Raw genomic sequence first — 16,145 nt, 5'->3', positions numbered from 1 at the left:
AAAAATCTACGCTAAAAACGGCCGCTCGTTCGGCCTCCGGCCTCACTCGCGGGACAACACCAACCTTTCCGCATCCTCTCCGCACAGCACCGCCGAAGCCCTCCGGCGCTCGTTTCACTCGCGCCGTCGCCCTTCATCCACCAGGTACCGCACCACCGCAACCGCAGGCTGCATCGCCCCGCACCGCGGCCGCGGTCCGCAGTGCTCAGACCTGGGCTTCGATGAGGTCCGCGAGGTCGTCGTAGAAACCGGATTCGTACTTCGTCGCGGCGTCGATGGTCGGCCGGGCGTTGGTCTCCGAGACCACCGCGCGGTCGTCGTTGACGAGCAGGTCGACCCCGAGCCAGGGGATGTCGAGGGTGGCCGCGGTTTGCTCGGCGAGCTCCCGGAGGTCGCTGGGGAGGTCGACCCCCTCGGCCTCGGCCCCGCGGTGGACGTTGTGCTTCCAACGGCCCGTCGCCCGTTCGGGCTCAGGGAGTCGGCGCTCGACCGCACCCGCGTACGCCCCGTCGATACACATCGCGCGGTAGTCGGTCGCGTCCGGGAGGTACTCCTGGACGAGAAACGAGCGGTCGCCGGTCGCGGGGTCGTCGTGGATCAATCGGAGGTAGTCGGTCACACCGAGGAACGAATCGAGGTCGTCGACTTTCACCACACCCGTGCCGCGGGTCGTGGAGTTCGGTTTGACAACGACGGGTGGCTCGAACTGCTCGAACGTCTCGACGAGCGAGGACTCGTCGATGGGGTCCGAGACGAGAACGCTTCGCGGGACCGGGAGGCCCGCACGCGAGAGGCGGGCGAGCACGTCGGCCTTGTTCCGCGAGGTCAGGATCGCCTCACGGTCGTTGACCCACGGCACGTCGAGCAACGCGTCGGCGACCCCGCCCTCGATGAGTCGCGAGGGATGGACGAAGCCGACGTCGAAACCGTCCCACTCGGAGCCCGGATCGGTCAGCGGGATCGTCCGCTGGTCGGTGACGACGTGGTCGACCTCGATGTCGCGGTCGGCCAACGGCACGCGCATCCGCTCGAACGTCTCCTTCCTGGTGGCGACCGCGAGCCTGGTCATACCGTTTCAAAACCCGCCGGCGACAAAAGCGTTCGAAGTTCAGGCGACGAGCAGCTCTTCGCCGCGCTCGACGGTGACCGTACACGGCGTGCCGACCTTGTTGTACGCCCGACGGAGGGCGTCCTTCGCGACGTCGGCCTGGTCGGGCTCACACCAGATCGTGAAGAGGCGCTCGCCGGCGCTGATCCGCGCCGCGGTCCCAACGGGTTTGCCGAACGCCTGGCGCATCCCGTCGGAGACACGGTCCGCGCCCGCGCCGGTCGCCTGCTTGTTCTCCCGGAGGACGTGGTGGGGGAACTTCCGGAGGATCATCTTGTAGTTGCCCTCGCCGAGGTTCTTGATGAGGTACCGGTTCGCCGAGAGGCGCGAGGACTCCATCGCCCCGTGGCGGATCTGGATCTCCTCGTCGACCGAGAGGCTGATCTGCACCGGGTACTCCTCGGGGTCGGTCCGGACGTCGCCCATCTTGTGCTGGGCGATGGTCGAGCCCGGAATACCAGTAATGTACTCCTTTCGGGTGTACGCGGGCTTCGAGATCTCCCGGTACATCGAGGCGGGTTTGTCGGCCATAGTACGAAGAGCAAGGCCGAGGGGCCGAATAAACCCATCGAAGAAGGCCCACCACATACCCTATGAACGACGGGCCCCTCACACCAACCCATGAACATGCTGGTCGACGGCGAGTGGCGAACCGACGCCTACGAGAGCACGAACGACGACGACGAGTTCGACAGACAGGAGACAAGCTTTCGGAACTGGGTCGAGGCGGACCCGGACGCCGAGTTCCCCGCCGAGTCGGGTCGCTATCACCTCTACGTTTCGTACGCGTGTCCGTGGGCTCACCGAACCCTCGTGACGCGCGCGCTCCGCGGGCTCGAGGACGTCGTCTCGGTCGACATCGTGGACCCCTACCGAGCCGAGGACGGCTGGCAGTTCACCCCCGAGAAGGACGGCGCGACCCCCGACTCCCAGAACGGGTTCGACTACCTCCGTGAGGCGTACGTGAAGGCCGACCCCGAGTTCACGGGTCGCGTGACGGTGCCCGTGCTCTGGGACAAGGAGCAGGAGACCATCGTCAACAACGAGTCCGAGGAGGTGATGCGGATGCTCGACACCGCCTTCGACGAGTTCGCCAACGACGCGACGCTCTATCCCGAGGGCGAGCGCGACGAGGTCGACGAGACGATCGAGGCGATCTACGAACCGATCAACAACGGGGTCTATCGCGCGGGCTTCGCGGGGAGTCAGGACGCCTACGAGAACGCCGTCGGCGAACTGTTCGACGCCCTCGACCACTGGGAGGCGGTCCTCGCCGACCAGCGCTACCTCTGTGGCGACGCCCTCACCGAAGCCGACGTCTGTATGTTCACCACGCTGCTCCGCTTCGACGACGTCTACCACACCCACTTCAAGTGCAACGTCCGGAAGATATCGGAGTACCCGAACCTCTGGAACTACCTGAAGGAGCTCTACCAGCTCCCCGGGGTGGCCGAGACGGTTCGGATGGACCACATCCGGGAACACTACTACCGAACCCATCCCGACATCAACCCGAAACGCATCGTCGCGGTCGGGCCGAATCACGACTTCGGGGCCGACCACGACCGCGACCGGCTGGCCGGTGGTCCCCCCCACGAGCTCGCCGGCCTCTCGGCCGACTGACGACCGGCGGACACCGTGTTCGTGTCGCAGCGAGCCTTTCGAGAAGCGGGTGAAGACTTAATATTGAGGGTTCGTTAGTCGGTACCATGGACAGAGACCTCGTAAAGCTCGGCGCGGTCGCAACCGCCGTGACGGCGGCGGTGCTGTACGTCGTCGCGAGTCCGGCCGAGGTGCTCCTCTCCGGGGTCGTTGGTGGACTCGTCGTCGGACTCCGAGCGGGCCACTGGAACGACGAAGTGGTCAGCGGCGGAGCCGGCGCGCTGCTCGGCGGCGGGGTGCTGTTCGTCGTCTACACCGCCGTTCTCGTTGGCCAAGTCGCGCTGAACCCGTCGGACCCGGTCATCACACTCTCGATCGCCGGGGTCACCTACGGATACGTCTACGCCCTCATCGGCGTGATACCGCTCTCCGTCGGCGGGGCGGTCGGTGGTTTCGTCGGCCGGTGGGTCGGTCGTCGGGCGCACCTCACACCCGATAGCACGTAGAGGGATTCGTGCGGGCACGCTCGCGGTGGGCACCCTCGGAACGACAGGAGCGGACAGACGCGCTCGGCCCGACGAGACCGACTCTCCGCCTTTGGTTCGGTGATCGTGTCGTCCCTTCTACATGGAAAGGTGATAACCGGCCGTCGGCGATGGCCCTCGTATGCCGATCGCGACCTGCCCGAACTGTGGCGGAGAAACGTGGTACGACGAACCGGGCTGCCGCCGCCCGGGCCAGTATACGATCCCCTGCACCCTCTGCGGTCGCGTGCTCTCGGTCCCGTAGCGCTCCCCTCGGGCACGACCGGTCCCTTGGAACGGCCGAGAGGGCCGTCGGTCCGCGTCAGTCGGTCGACGGGAGCTCGATGTCGTCGACCGTCGGTTTCTTGAGGAGGATGTACGCCCACATCAGGGCCCCGACCGTGCCGGAGACCGCGGCGAAGACGAGCCCCATCGTGAGGTAGGTCAGCGAGTAGGCGAACCACACGAACGCCGCGGTGCCGGAGGTGAGCCGCGGGATCCGGCTCTCGGTATCCCGGAGCGTCGGTATCAGCGCGACGATCTGGACCGTCGTGAGCGAGACGAAGACCACGTCGGCGAGCACCATCCGTGCTACCCCCGTCCACCGTCCCGTCCGGTGTCGTCCTCGTCGACCACCCGTCCGCCGGACCACGACTCGTCTACCATCGCTTTCGCACCATCCCACTGCACCGAATAGCGTTCGGAGCGACCGATTTCCATCCGAACCACGGCTCCGGTCTCGACCCACAAAAAAGACTCAACTTCGACCGCCGTCGGTCGGTTCGCGGACACGAAGCGCTGGTGAGAGGGAGAGTGTGAGAGCGTGTCCTGCCACCCCGACGCACATCGGGTCGGCAACAAAGGGCTTTTATCGGACGGCGGGATACGGACAGATCGCGCGTGGGTAGCCAAGCCAGGCCAACGGCGCAGCGTTGAGGGCGCTGTCCTGTAGAGGTCCGCCGGTTCAAATCCGGTCCCACGCACTCCCACCTTTTGCTGCGCTCAGTCGCTCGCTAGCGCTCGCTCCCTCGCTGGCAAAATGTGGATCAAAAGCGCGTCGGGTTCCCTTCGGTCACCCTCGCGCCCACTCGTTCGCCTTCGGCTCACTCGCGGTACAATCACTACCCGCACAGCAACCGCCAACCGCTTCCGCCGAAGCCCTCGGCGCTCGTTTCACTCGCGCCTCGCCCTTCATCCGCCAGGACCGCACCGCAACCGCCTGCGGCCGCACCGCTACCGCACCCACACCGCCGCAACCGCGCCGCGACCGCAGGCCGCACCGCCACCGCCGGACCCCACACGCTTTTGCCCAGGTGTGCGGAAGAACCGGCAATGAGGATCGTCACGCTGGGTCCGGCGGGCACCTACTCCCATCGCGCGGCCGGGGCCGTCGGCGATGGGATCGAGTTCCGCGAATCAGTCACCGGGATCGTCGAAGCGGTCGCCACGGGCGAGGCCGACCGGGGGATCGTCCCAGTCGAGAACAGCATCGAGGGCTCGGTCACCGAGAGCCTCGACGGGCTCGCCGAGTTCGAGGTCGCGGTGGTGCGCGAACTCATCACCCCGATCCGCCACGCACTGTTGGCGCAGACGGGCGATTTCTCGGTCGTGGCGAGCCACCCCCAGGCGCTCGCCCAGTGTCGGAGCTACCTCGACAGCGAGTACCCCGACGCGACCCTCGAATCCGTCACCAGCACCGCTCGCGGGGTCGAACGCGCGCGCGAGGACCCGGACGTGGCGGCGATCGCCCACCCCGGCACCGCCGACGCCGGGCTCTCGGTGCTCGCCGAGGACATCCAGGACCGGACCTCGAACGCGACCCGTTTCCTCGTGGTGGCCCCGACCGCCGAGCGCTCGACCGCGGGCGGCAAGAGCTCGCTGATCGTCTACCCCAACGACAACCACCCCGGACTCCTGCTCGACCTCCTCCGACCGTTCGCGGACCGCCGCATCAACCTCACCCGGATCGAGTCGCGGCCGAGCGGCGAACGCCTCGGGGACTACGTCTTCCACATCGACATCGAGGCGGGCCTCTACGAGGACCGAACCCAGGCCGCCGTCGAGGAGATCGAAACCCTCGCCGAGGCGGGCTGGGTCCGACGACTCGGCTCCTACGACACCGAACACGTCGTCGAGTGAGATTTAACTGCCTCGCGAGCCTACAGTGAGGTGAAAATGTCCCGACGCAACCCCTTCGACGAGATCGAGCGGATGTTCGACCGCATGAACGACCAGTTCGGCCGGTTCAACGAGATGCCCGTCCCCGCGACCCAGTCGGTCTCCGTCGACCTCGCCGACACCGAGGATAGCTTCGAGGTCACGGCCGACCTGCCGGGCTACGACCGCGAGGAGATCGACCTCTCGGTCGCCGACCGAACCCTCCGCATCACCGCCGAGCGCGACGATTCGACCGAGGAGTCCGACGGCGACTACCTCCGGCGCGAGCGCCACACCCGGTCGGTGAGCCGGTCGCTGACCCTCCCCGAACGGGTCGAGGAGGGCGAGGCGAGCGCCGCGTACACCAACGGCGTGCTCACCGTGACGCTCCCGAAGGCCGCGAGCGACTCGGACTCGCGCAGCATCGACATCGACTGAAGAGCGGAACCGACTTTCGGCACCCGCCCGGAGGACGGACATGGTCCTCTCGACCGGCGACTCGGCACCCGACGTGAGCGCGACGAACCAGCACGGCGAGACCGTCTCGCCCGACTTCGACGAACCGACGGTGGTCTACTTCTACCCGCGCGACGACACACCCGGCTGTACACTCGAAGCCAACCAGTTCGCGGCCGAACACGAGACCTACTGCGACGCCGGGCTGACGGTGTACGGCGTCTCGACCGACGACGTCGACTCCCACGAGCGGTTTGCCGACGACAACGACCTCGACTTCGACCTGCTCGCCGACCCCGAGGGCGAGGTCGCGAACGCGTTCGACCTCGACGTCGAGGACGATGTCGCGGCCCGAACCACGTTCGTGCTCGCCGACAGCGAGGTCCAGCAGGTCTACGAGTCCGTCGACCCCGACGGTCACGCCCGCGCGGTGCTCGAAGACGCGGACGAATCGGGGCTGGTCGCGCTCGACGACTGACCCGACAACCGCCGGCGGTGCGTTGCGGATGCGGTGTGGACGGGGTGCGTTGCGGTGTGGATGCTGTGGCGCGCGCACGCGCTCGGCAACGAACGACAGTGAGTGCCGGGCGCGAATCGGCGTGCGAGGGATGACGGAGGCGAGTGAGTAACGCGAACGAGCCGACGGAGTCGGCTGGGGAGGCTCGTGGCGGTCGCGGGGCGGAGGCGGTCCCTCATTGGAGTCGGGATTCGCGGTTTATCGACGGGTTCGCGGTTTGTCGAGAGGATTTGTGGTTCGCAACGCGGACTCACGGTCTTCCGATGAGAGCCGAACAAAGCATATGCAGCAGAATTAACTCAGCTTCGTCAGTCGTCTTCGTGAACCTGTATCGCGGGTCGTCCGGGAGTTGCCTTCTTCGCCACGCTCTCGTCGGCGTCGTCGGCGGGGACTATCGTCACGTCGGCCTCGAACTCGCGTTCGAACAGCCACGTCGCCCGCCGGAGCGCGGCGAGTTCGGTCTCGGGCGCGAGCGCGTCGGTCAGCGACTGGTGGTTCGCCGCGAGGTCCTTCGCGTAGTCGGCGGCGGCCTCGCCGCGCGTCCGGAGTTCCTCGTCACGCATCACGCTCCCGACGACGTCGTCGTCGGCTTCGATGGCGATGTCGAGCGCCCGATGCTTCCACGCGGGCGCGACGACCACCTCGATCGCCTCGGGGTCCTCAATGTCGGCGACGTCGACGATGTGCCGGACGTCCTCGCGGGTGTTCTCGACCAGCCGGCGTTCGGCGGCGTAGTCGACGTCGTCCCCGGCGACCGGCCAGTCGGCCTCGGCCACGAAGTCCTCCTCGCCGAGCGCCTCCCAGCACTCCTCGGCGACGTGTGGGACGACGGGCGCGAGCAGCCGAACCGCGACCCGGAGCCCGCGTTCGAACGTCGACGCGTCGGGCGTGACCCGCTCGCGGTACTGCCGGAGCAGCGTGACCAGCGCGCGGGCCTCCCGGAGCGCCTCGTCGAACCGGAACCCGTCGTAGCCCGCGGTCGCCGCCATCACTGTGGCGTCGGTCTCCCGGGCGACGTACTCGTCGATCGGCCGGTCGCCGGCCTCGACGGTTTCGGTGCCCCCCTCGACGAACGCCGTCACGGTGGCGTAGAGCCGGCGGACGAACTCGTTGTTCGAGCGCACGCCGCGGTCGGTCCAGTTGAAGTCCGTCTCGGGGCCCGCGACGCTCATCATGAACAGCCGCGCGGTGTCCGCACCGTACTCCGCGATGATCTCGTCGGGCGAGACGACGTGGTTCTGGCTCTTCGACATCGCCCGGTTCTCGAGCAACACCATCCCGTGGTTCGTCAGGTCGTCGAACGGCTCCTCGACGTCGACCATGCCCATGTCCGAGAGTGCACGGGTGAAAAAGCGGGCGTAGAGCAGGTGCAGGACGGCGTGTTCGATCCCGCCGACGTACTCGTCGACCGGCATCCAGTCGTTCGCGCGGTCGGTGTCGAACGGCGCGTCGTCGAGGTCGGGCGAGATGAACCTGAGGAAGTACCACGACGAGTCCATGAAGGTGTCCATCGTGTCGGTCTCGCGCTCGGCGGGACCGCCACAGTCGGGACACTCGGTGTGGACGAACTCCTCGACCTCGTCGAGCGGGTTGCCGGTCGGCGTCGGCACGAATTCGGGGAGCTCCACAGGCAGATCCTCGTCGGGCACCGGCACGGCACCGCACTCTTCACAGTGGACGATGGGGATCGGGGTACCCCAGTAGCGCTGGCGGCTGATCAGCCAGTCGCGGAGCCGGTACTGGGTGTGGTGCGACGCGCTCTCGATGGCGTCGACCAGCCGGTCGCGGGCCGTCTGACTCTCCAGCCCGTCGTAGTCGCCGCTGTTGACCAGCACGCCGTCCTCGGTGTAGGCTCCCTCCTCGATGTCGACCGATTCGTCGCCGTCAGCGGGCGCGACGACCTGGCGGATCTCGACGTCGTACTCGCTGGCGAACTCGTGGTCGCGGTCGTCGTGGCCCGGCACGCCCATCAGCGCGCCCGTGCCGACGTCCGAGAGCACGAAGTCGGCGACGTAGACGGGTATCTCCTCGCTCGTCAGCGGGTTGACCGCGTGCTCGCCCGTGAAGACGCCGCGTTTCTCCTCACTGTCGGCGTCGGGGTCGAGGGTCTCGACCTGTGTTTCGAGTTCGGGGTCGTCGGCGATCAGTTCCTGGGTGACCTCGTGGCCCGGCGCGAGCGCGAAGAAGGTCGCACCGTGGATGGTGTCGAGGCGGGTCGTGAAGGCCTTGATACCGCCGAAGCCCGGGATCTCGAACTCGACCCGCGCGCCTTCCTGGCGACCGATCCAGTTGCGCTGCATCCCGCGAACGCTGTCGGGCCAGCCCTCCAACTCGTCGATCCCGTCGAGGAGTTCGTCGGCGTACTCGGTGATCGAGAGGAACCACTGGTCGAGGGTTCGGGACTCGACGGGCGTGCCACAGCGCCAGCAGTGTTCGTCCTCGCCCTCGACCTGCTCGTTCGCCAGCACGGTCTCGCACGACGGACACCAGTTGACCTCGCCGCCCTTCTGCTCGGCGAGTCCTTCCTCGTAGAAGCGCTTGAAGAACCACTGGTTCCAGCGGTAGTAGTCGGGGTCGCAGGTCGTGACCTCGCGCTCCCAGTCGTAGCCGAGGCCCACCGACCGCATCTGGTCGCGCATGGTGTCGATGCAGTCCATGGTCCACTCCCGAGGGTCGCTCTCGCGTTCGATCGCGGCGTTCTCGGCGGGCATCCCAAAGGAATCCCAGCCCATCGGGTGGAGCACGTCCTCGCCCTGCATCCGAAGGTAGCGGGCGTACGCGTCGGTGATGGTGTAGTTCCGGACGTGACCCATGTGGAGCTGGCCCGACGGGTAGGGGAACATCGCGAGGACGTAGGCCGGGTCGGTCGCGTCGTTCGGCGTTCGGTAGACGCCGGCCTCGTCCCAGCGGGCCTGCCAGGTCTGTTCGATGGCGGTGTGGTCGTAGGTGTCCTGTCGAGACATGAGAGACGGCTTGGGTTTCCTTGATGACGGTCGGCTTTTTACCTTGTCATTGATCGGGGAGAGCCGCGACGTTCTTGATGCCCACCGGCGTAGGGTGGGGTATGAGCAGCGATGGCGACGCGGCGGAGGACGACTCGGGAATCAGAACGGTCACGCCCCTCTCCAGACCACACGGAAACACCGAGATGGACGTCATCGGCTGGGGGATCTTCGTCCTCCTCTTCGTGGTCGCACTGCCGGTGATCCCGCTGTTCGTGGTCTACTGGCTGCTCGATCGGGCGCTCGGCTCGGGCGACCAGCCCGAGGAAGCTACCGGCTGACGAACGCGAACGACTCGACGTCGCCCGTCTCCTGGGCGTGCTCGTAGACCACGTGCGCAGTCGCCACGTCCTGGATCGCGAGGCCGGTGCTGTCGAAGACCGTGATGCCGTCGTCGTCGGTCCGACCGGGTCGGTCGCCGACCACGATCTCGCCCACCGCGGCGTCGATGTCGTCGTCGCCGATCGTGCCGTCGGTGTAGGGGATGCTGATCTCGCCCGAGTGCGTGGTTTGGTCGTGATCGTCGATCACGAGCTTCGCCGCTTCGAGGATCCCGGGGTCGAGTTCCTGTTTCGCGGCGGCGTCGGCCCCCATCGCGTTGACGTGAGTGTGCGCGCCGAGGTGCTCGCGCGAGACGAGCGGCTCCGTGCTCGGGGTGACCGTCGAGAGGACGTCGCAGGCGGCGGCTTCGGCGATAGAGCCGGCACGAACATTGAAGCGGTCGGCGAAGGCGTCGACGAACGCCTCGATGGCCTCCTCGTCGAGGTCCGAGACCACGATCTCCTCGATGTCGCGGATCGCGGCGATCGCCTCGACCTGGGTGTAGGACTGGACGCCAGCGCCCACGAGGCCGAGGCTTCTGGCCTCGGGGATCGCGAGGTGGTCGGTGGCGACGGCGGCGGCCGCACCGGTCCGCTTCATCGTGACCTCGGAGCCGTCCATGATCGCGAGCGGCATCGCGGTCTCCGGGTCGGAGTAGATCATCGTGCCGATCACCGTGGGCAAATCGAACTTTTGAGGGTTGTCGGGGTGGACGTTGACCCACTTGATGCCGGCGGCGTCCCAGTCGCCGGCGTCCATGTAGGCCGGCATCGACCGGAAGTCCCCGTTGTACTCGGGGAGGTCGATGTAGGACTTCGCTGGCATCCGGGCGTCACCACGTTCGTAGGCCGCGAAGGCCGCACTTACGGCGTCGGTGACTTCGTCCATCCGGGCGTTCGCGTCGACCGCTTCGCGGTCGAGCAGGAGGGTATCCATGCCGGGCGTTTCCGCGCGGTGGCAATAAGTGCCACCAGTTCTCCCGAGCGCGGTGGCCGACCACGGGAGGTCGGGGTGGGCCAACGAAAGAGGTTTGCGTCGGTGGTTTCGACCTCCAACATGCGCCGTACCGCCGGACTGGTTCTCGTCGTCGCCGTCGTGTTGGCCGGATGCAGCGGGGTCCTCGACGGAGGATCCTCGGAAACGACGGGGCCGTCGACGGCGAACGAAACCACCAGCGGTGAACGGCTCGCGCCGGGGCTCACCGACGCCGGCGTGGTGAACGCGAGCGCGCTGGTCGTGGCCCACGAGTCGGTCCTCGGGAACCAGTCGTTCACCAGGACCACGAACGCGACCGCGCGAACCGCGAACGGGTCGGTGCTCGTCGACACGTCGAGCGTCGTTCGCGTCGGGCCGCCCGGCGAAGGGTTGGACTCGGTCGTCGAACAGCGCGGGAGCGCCACGTCGGTCGCGACTGGCGGGGTGCCCGCCCACCGTGAAGTCTGGACGGACGGCGGCCCGGTATTCGTCAACAACACCTACGCCAACGGCACCACCCGCTACGAGCGACTCCCGGCGGACGCGAGCGGTCGGTCGGGGGCCGTGAGCGGCGGTGTCGAGTACGCCCTCGAAGCGTACGGCCCCGCGAACACCTCGGTGAGCGAGCGCCGGTCGAACGGGTCCACACGCTACGTCGTCACGAGCGACACCAACGGGACGACGACCGGTGCTGAGTCGTCCCTCCGGCTGGTGGTCGACGAGCGCGGCGTCATCCACGAGCTTCGCACCGAAACGAGCCCGGCGGGGAACACGAGCAGCCCGCTCGTGCGAACCGCCGCCTTCTCCGGGGTCGGCACGACCGAGGTCCCCGAGCGCCCCGCGTGGGTCGGAACGGCGATGAACCGAACCGCACCGAACGGCACGACCACGAGCGGATGAGGTGGCGATCCCTGGTGGTCGTCGTCCTGGTGATCCTCGCCGGCTGTAACGGTGTGCTCGACGGCGGCGACGGCGAATCGACGTCGACGGTGACGCCCGCCGCGGTGCCGACCGACCGGCCGACGGCGACGGCCCACCCGGCGCTCGCGCCCGGCCTCACGCAGCGGGGGATCGAGGACCCCGACGCGCTGCTGGCCGCGCACGCCGACGCCCTCGATGACCGGTCGTTCACGACCCGCTCGAACACCACCGTCGAGTTCCCGAACGGGTCGGTCACCGCTCGCGGCACGAGCACGACGTACGCGGGACCGCCGGGCGAGGCGGTTCGTCTCGTTCTCGACCGGAACGGAACCGACGAACCGACCCACATCGAGGCCTGGCAGCGCGACGGCGAGCTCCTCGTGAACCGAACGTACACGAACGGGACGACGACCTACGACCGCATCGCGGTCGGGAGCCAACAGCGGATCGGGACGTACGGTGCCGGGAGCCTCGAATACCTCTTCGACTCGACCAGCCTCGCCGGGACCTCGGTGGCCGAGCGGGAGCGCAACGGCACCCCCGTCTACGTCGTTCGGGGGCGCACCGAGGGGCAACTGATGGACGGCACGACGTTCCGGCTGGTCGTGGATTCGGATGGGCGGATCCAGCGCTATCGCGTGACCCGGGCGACGTTCGCCGGCAACGAGTCCGCCACGGCGACGACCGTCGTGACCTACGACGACGTCGGCACGACCCCATCGCCGGAACGGCCGGCCTGGGTCGATACCGCGCGGGAGCGGACCACGACGGTGCCGGGAGCGGGAACGACGACCGAAACGCAGCCGACGGATCCGGGCGCGACCGGGACGACGGCGGGAGCCGAACGAACCACGACGAACCCGTAACGGCGGTGACGAAGCGTCGTTTCGACTGCTGGTCGGGTTGTCGAACGGGAGACTCGATGGACGAAGGACCGATACTGCGGGAACGGTCAGGCGATGCGAGCGGCGATACGTCGGGCGACGGCACCGACGACGAACCCGGCGACCCCGAGTCCGACGAAGATGGCGAGGATTCGGAGGTCCGTCGCTAGCGAGACGGGATAGCTGACCGACCCGAGACCGGCGTCGACGTGCATCGCGACGATCCCGCCGACCGCGAACAGTCCCGTGATCAGCCCACTGACGAGAACTCCGTCGTTGAGATAGGCGCTGACCGTCGCGACACCGAGGACGACGACGATCGGCCCGACCATGAACGGGAAGGTGTCCGGGAGCCCGCCGAGCACTATCGCGGTGTAGACCAGCGTGCTCGCGAGGGCGAACGCACCCGCCAGAGCGGAGAACCGTCGAGAGCGGTGGCGGTCACGACCGACGAGAACCGAATGGACGTTGTCACCCATACTCTCATCGTTTACCAGTCAGTGATAAATACGTTCCTGCGCTCACCGGAGGCTCGACGTCCGTCGTCTCGACTCGAAAGAACGGTCGCAACGGAACTGGTTTTCGCGCGGTGCGTGGGTCGGGAGGTGGGTGTCTCCGAACGCGGTTACATCATGCCGCCCATGCCACCCATCCCGCCCATTCCACCCATGCCGCCCATCCCGCCGGGCGCGCCACCGGGGCCGCCCTCGTCGCCGCCCGCGGTGGAGAGGTCGCCCGCCGCGATGATGTCGTCGATCTTGAGCACGAGGTTCGCGGCCTCGGTGGCGCTCGAAAGCGCCTGCTCCTTCGCGTGGGCGGGCTCGACGACACCCGCCTCGAAGGTGTCCTCGACGTCGCCGGTGAAGACGTTGAGTCCCGCACGACCCTCGCCGGATTCGTGGGCCGAACGGAGTTCGACGAGCGTGTCGATCGGGTCGAGGCCAGCGTTCTCGGCGAGCACGCGGGGGACGAGCTCGATCGAGTCGGCGAACGCCTCGACGGCGAGCTGCTCGCGGCCCGAAACCGAGTCGGCGTACTCGCGGAGTCGGGAGGCGAGTTCGACCTCGATCGCCCCGCCGCCGGGGAGCACGCGCCCGTCGGAGACGGTCTGGGCGACGACTTCCAGCGCGTCGGTGATGCCGCGTTCGAGCTCGTCGACGACGTGGTCGGTCGAGCCGCGGAGGAGGAGCGTGACGCCGTGGGAATCCTCACCCTCGACGTAGAACAGCTCCTCGCCCTCGTCACGAGTGACGGAACCGTGGCCGAGGTCGGCCTCGGTGGCACTCTTGAGGTCCGAGACGACGTTCGCCCCGACGACCTCCTTGAGGAACTCGATGTCGGACTTTTTCGCGCGGCGAACGGCCAGGATGCCCTCCTTCGCGAGGTAGTGCTGGGCGAGGTCGTCGATGCCCTTCTGACAGAAGACGACGTCAGCACCGGTCTCCTTGATCTGTTCGACCTTCGCCTTCAGCTGGTTGTCCTCCTGGTCGAGGAACTGCTGGAGCTGGTCGGGGTCCGAGAGGCTGACCTGGGAGTCGACGTTGGCCTCCTCGACCTCGACGGCCTCGCTGAGGAGCAGGACCGAGGCGTCCTCGACGTCGGTCGGCATGGTGTCGTGGACCGGGTCCTTCGAGACCACCGCACCCGAGAGGAGCTCGGAGTCGGGGACCGCACCGCCGGTCTGGGTCTCGATGTTGACGAACTCGAGGTCGACGACGTTCTCGCCGACGTCGTTCTCCACCGTGACGTTCTGGACGGCCTCGACGATGAGGTCGGCGAGCTGTTCCTTGTTGGCTTCGGCCCCTTTGCCGGTCATCGAGGTCTCGGCGACCTTCCGGACGCGCTCGGTGTCGTCGGCCTCGACCTGCTCGGCGATGTCGGCGATCTCCTCTCGGGCCTGCTTCGCGGCGTTGTCGTAGCCCCGCATGATCGCCGTCGGGTGGATGTCCTGCTCGATGAGCTCCTCGGCGTTCTTCAGGAGCTCGCCCGCGACCGCGACGGCGGTCGTCGTGCCGTCGCCCGCCTCGTCCTCCTGGGTCTCGGCGACCTCGACTATCATCTCGGCGGTCGGGTTGTCGATGTCCATCTCGGTGAGGATGGTGACGCCGTCGTTCGTTACGGTGACGTCCCCCATCGAGGAGACGAGCATCTTGTCCATCCCCTTCGGCCCGAGCGTCGAACGGACCGAGTCCGCGACCGCCCGCGCCGCGTTGATGTTGTGCGACTGGGCGTCCCGGTCCTGAACGCGCTGGGCGTCGTCCCCCATGATTATCATGGGCTGTCCCTGCATTCGCTGACTCATGATTCACCGATTGATTGTCTGTGATTCTATATAAAAGTGCCTATTCCGTGCGAACGTGTCGGCCCCGTCTCCGAACCAGAGGCCGGGAAAACCCGGAGACTGCGTGGAAACGGGTCGTTTGTCGTGCGGATCGGTAACGTACCGATGGACGGCGGTGGACGGCTCTCGGACGGAATTTATAACTGGTCTATCGGTCGAGCGGCTCCTTCCAGTGGATGACCACCGAGCCGACCACGAAGTCGTCGCGGGCCTCCGCGTCGCGGACGAACTGGATCGTGTTGGTGCCCTCGACGAGTTCGGCCCCCGTGATGGTGTCCATCCAGTACTGCCAGCCCGGCGATGGTGGTACGTCGAACCCCGAGAGGGCATCGCCGTTGACCATGATCTCGTGGCCGTAGTCGCCGACCTCGAAGAGCTGACATTCGAGGTACGGTTCGGTGGAGCTGTCGGTCGGAACCTCGAACTCGAGCTTCGAGGACCGGTGGTTGCCGACGAACTCCGCCCACGGCACGTCGAGGCCGTCGGCGCTCTCGCCGAGGTGTTCTTGGAAGTTCAACACCGTGTAGTTCGCGTGGGTTCGCGTGGGGTCTGCCATCGTGCGGAGGCTTGCGGGCCGGGGAATTAAGCCCGTTGTCTGTCCCACCCCGACCCGGTCGTCGTGTGCAGCTCCGTCGTAGCGTCCGTGCGCTCGGCGCTCACGTCGTCACGTTCCACTCCGAGCCGACACGCTGCGACGCTCGTTCGAAGCGACCTCCTCGCGGTCGCCAGAACCGATAAGCACCGACCGGATTGAGTCGTGCTATGCCGTTGTTGCAGTTCGACACGACGTTGTCGCTGTCGGGAGCCGAGAGAACCGAGTTCGCCGAGCGGGTCACCGAATGCTATACGGAGGAGATGGAGACGACCGCCGGTCACGTCGCGGTAACCGTTCGAGACCACGACGAGTCGGCGCTCCACCTCGGTCGGGCCGTCGACGGCCCGAAGCTGTTCCTCGACGCCGAGATCCGCCGCGGACGCTCGTTCGAACGCAAGCGGGCGTTCGCTCTCGCGGTCATGGAGCACGCTCGGGATCGGTTCGACGTTCCCGACGAGAACATGAAGGTCGTCTTCACCGAGCACCACGGCGACGCGATGATGGGCGTGGATCGTGTCGGCGGCGAGTGGGATGGTGAGTGAGTACCGACCGGATCCACCGCTCGGCGAACCGCTCCTTGCACCTACTCACGAAGTTCGCGAGAACACGGTCGCAGCGAAGCTGCTCCCTGCTTTGCCTCGTGGTTCGAGAGAGCGAAGCTCTCCCGTCATCACGAGACGGCGGAGCCGTCTCGAACGACTTCGCTCGACAAAACCCGGTCGCGGCAGAGCCGCTCCCTGCT

18 protein-coding genes and 1 tRNA gene are annotated in these 16,145 nt (G+C 67.3%); 11 read left to right on the top strand and 8 right to left on the bottom strand.

Annotated elements, in window-relative coordinates; genetic code table 11:
* Positions 1–205 precede the first annotated feature (205 nt).
* Positions 206–1,069 (bottom strand): RimK family alpha-L-glutamate ligase, encoded by an 864-nt coding sequence (locus tag D3261_RS10095; protein ID WP_120071996.1) that lies wholly within the window; start codon positions 1,067–1,069, stop codon positions 206–208.
* A 39-nt stretch (positions 1,070–1,108) separates the two neighbouring features.
* Complete coding sequence (locus tag D3261_RS10090; RefSeq protein ID WP_120071994.1) at positions 1,109–1,639, bottom strand: 50S ribosomal protein L16; 531 nt, start codon at positions 1,637–1,639, stop codon at positions 1,109–1,111.
* 90 nt (positions 1,640–1,729) lie between these two features.
* On the opposite strand from D3261_RS10090, the gene D3261_RS10085 reads away from it, so the two are divergent.
* The 3 genes from D3261_RS10085 to D3261_RS20855 all read left to right on the top strand — a co-directional run bounded on the left by D3261_RS10085 (position 1,730) and on the right by D3261_RS20855 (position 3,499).
* Entirely contained in the window at positions 1,730–2,731 is a 1,002-nt protein-coding gene (locus tag D3261_RS10085) for a glutathione S-transferase family protein (protein WP_120071992.1), read from the top strand.
* Between the two features lie 86 nt (positions 2,732–2,817).
* Entirely contained in the window at positions 2,818–3,216 is a 399-nt protein-coding gene (locus D3261_RS10080) for a hypothetical protein (protein ID WP_120071990.1), read from the top strand.
* 160 nt (positions 3,217–3,376) lie between these two features.
* The gene (locus D3261_RS20855; protein WP_255409215.1) at positions 3,377–3,499 is read left to right on the top strand and encodes a hypothetical protein; all 123 of its coding nucleotides are present in this window, start codon (positions 3,377–3,379) and stop codon (positions 3,497–3,499) included.
* A gap of 57 nt (positions 3,500–3,556) precedes the next feature.
* Here D3261_RS20855 and D3261_RS10075 read toward each other — a convergent pair whose 3' ends face one another.
* Positions 3,557–3,820, bottom strand: coding sequence for a hypothetical protein (locus D3261_RS10075; protein WP_120071988.1), 264 nt, complete (start codon positions 3,818–3,820; stop codon positions 3,557–3,559).
* Between the two features lie 312 nt (positions 3,821–4,132).
* On the opposite strand from D3261_RS10075, the gene D3261_RS10070 reads away from it, so the two are divergent.
* From D3261_RS10070 to D3261_RS10055, 4 genes are all read left to right on the top strand, one after another.
* Positions 4,133–4,217 (top strand) — tRNA-Leu (locus D3261_RS10070).
* A gap of 349 nt (positions 4,218–4,566) precedes the next feature.
* A complete protein-coding gene (gene pheA, locus D3261_RS10065) occupies positions 4,567–5,373 on the top strand; it encodes a prephenate dehydratase (protein WP_120071986.1) in 807 nt (268 codons plus the stop codon).
* Positions 5,374–5,409: 36 nt separating this feature from the next.
* A complete protein-coding gene (locus D3261_RS10060) occupies positions 5,410–5,829 on the top strand; it encodes an Hsp20/alpha crystallin family protein (protein ID WP_120071983.1) in 420 nt (139 codons plus the stop codon).
* A gap of 40 nt (positions 5,830–5,869) precedes the next feature.
* Positions 5,870–6,325 (top strand): peroxiredoxin, encoded by a 456-nt coding sequence (locus tag D3261_RS10055; RefSeq protein ID WP_120071981.1) that lies wholly within the window; start codon positions 5,870–5,872, stop codon positions 6,323–6,325.
* A 347-nt stretch (positions 6,326–6,672) separates the two neighbouring features.
* Here D3261_RS10055 and leuS read toward each other — a convergent pair whose 3' ends face one another.
* Positions 6,673–9,327 (bottom strand): leucine--tRNA ligase, encoded by a 2,655-nt coding sequence (leuS, locus tag D3261_RS10050; protein ID WP_120071979.1) that lies wholly within the window; start codon positions 9,325–9,327, stop codon positions 6,673–6,675.
* Between the two features lie 101 nt (positions 9,328–9,428).
* Here leuS and D3261_RS10045 point away from each other — a divergent pair, with 101 nt between their 5' ends.
* Positions 9,429–9,647 carry a hypothetical protein gene (locus tag D3261_RS10045; RefSeq protein ID WP_120071977.1) on the top strand — a complete coding sequence of 73 codons (219 nt, stop codon included), beginning with the start codon at positions 9,429–9,431 and terminating at the stop codon, positions 9,645–9,647.
* Here D3261_RS10045 and D3261_RS10040 read toward each other — a convergent pair.
* On the bottom strand, positions 9,637–10,623 hold the full coding sequence (locus tag D3261_RS10040) for an ornithine cyclodeaminase family protein (protein WP_120071975.1): 987 nt from the start codon (positions 10,621–10,623) through the stop codon (positions 9,637–9,639). The two genes, D3261_RS10045 and D3261_RS10040, sit on opposite strands and share 11 nt — an antisense overlap.
* Before the next feature lie 120 nt (positions 10,624–10,743).
* Between D3261_RS10040 and D3261_RS10035 the strand changes: the two genes are divergently transcribed.
* Together D3261_RS10035 and D3261_RS10030 are read left to right on the top strand one after the other, a co-directional pair.
* On the top strand, positions 10,744–11,562 hold the full coding sequence (locus D3261_RS10035) for a hypothetical protein (protein WP_120071973.1): 819 nt from the start codon (positions 10,744–10,746) through the stop codon (positions 11,560–11,562).
* Positions 11,559–12,449: a hypothetical protein gene (locus D3261_RS10030; RefSeq protein ID WP_158589378.1), complete on the top strand. Its 891-nt coding sequence runs from the start codon at positions 11,559–11,561 to the stop codon at positions 12,447–12,449. Before D3261_RS10035 ends, D3261_RS10030 begins: the two co-directional genes overlap by 4 nt.
* Positions 12,450–12,535: 86 nt before the next feature.
* Here the strand turns inward: D3261_RS10030 and D3261_RS10025 are convergent, their stop codons facing one another.
* From D3261_RS10025 to D3261_RS10015, 3 genes are all read right to left on the bottom strand, one after another.
* Positions 12,536–12,946, bottom strand: coding sequence for a hypothetical protein (locus D3261_RS10025; RefSeq protein ID WP_120071969.1), 411 nt, complete (start codon positions 12,944–12,946; stop codon positions 12,536–12,538).
* Positions 12,947–13,092: 146 nt separating this feature from the next.
* Complete coding sequence (gene thsB, locus D3261_RS10020; protein ID WP_199693986.1) at positions 13,093–14,742, bottom strand: thermosome subunit beta; 1,650 nt, start codon at positions 14,740–14,742, stop codon at positions 13,093–13,095.
* Positions 14,743–14,956: 214 nt separating this feature from the next.
* On the bottom strand, positions 14,957–15,364 hold the full coding sequence (locus tag D3261_RS10015) for a hypothetical protein (RefSeq protein WP_120071965.1): 408 nt from the start codon (positions 15,362–15,364) through the stop codon (positions 14,957–14,959).
* A 206-nt stretch (positions 15,365–15,570) separates the two neighbouring features.
* Between D3261_RS10015 and D3261_RS10010 the strand changes: the two genes are divergently transcribed.
* Complete coding sequence (locus D3261_RS10010) at positions 15,571–15,945, top strand: tautomerase (protein ID WP_120071963.1); 375 nt, start codon at positions 15,571–15,573, stop codon at positions 15,943–15,945.
* The last annotated feature ends 200 nt before the right edge of the window (positions 15,946–16,145 follow it).

Source organism: Halococcus sp. IIIV-5B, assembly GCF_003602035.1.
In the GTDB taxonomy this organism is placed as follows: domain Archaea; phylum Halobacteriota; class Halobacteria; order Halobacteriales; family Halococcaceae; genus Halococcus; species Halococcus salsus.
This window is presented reverse-complemented; position numbering and strand designations above follow the sequence as displayed.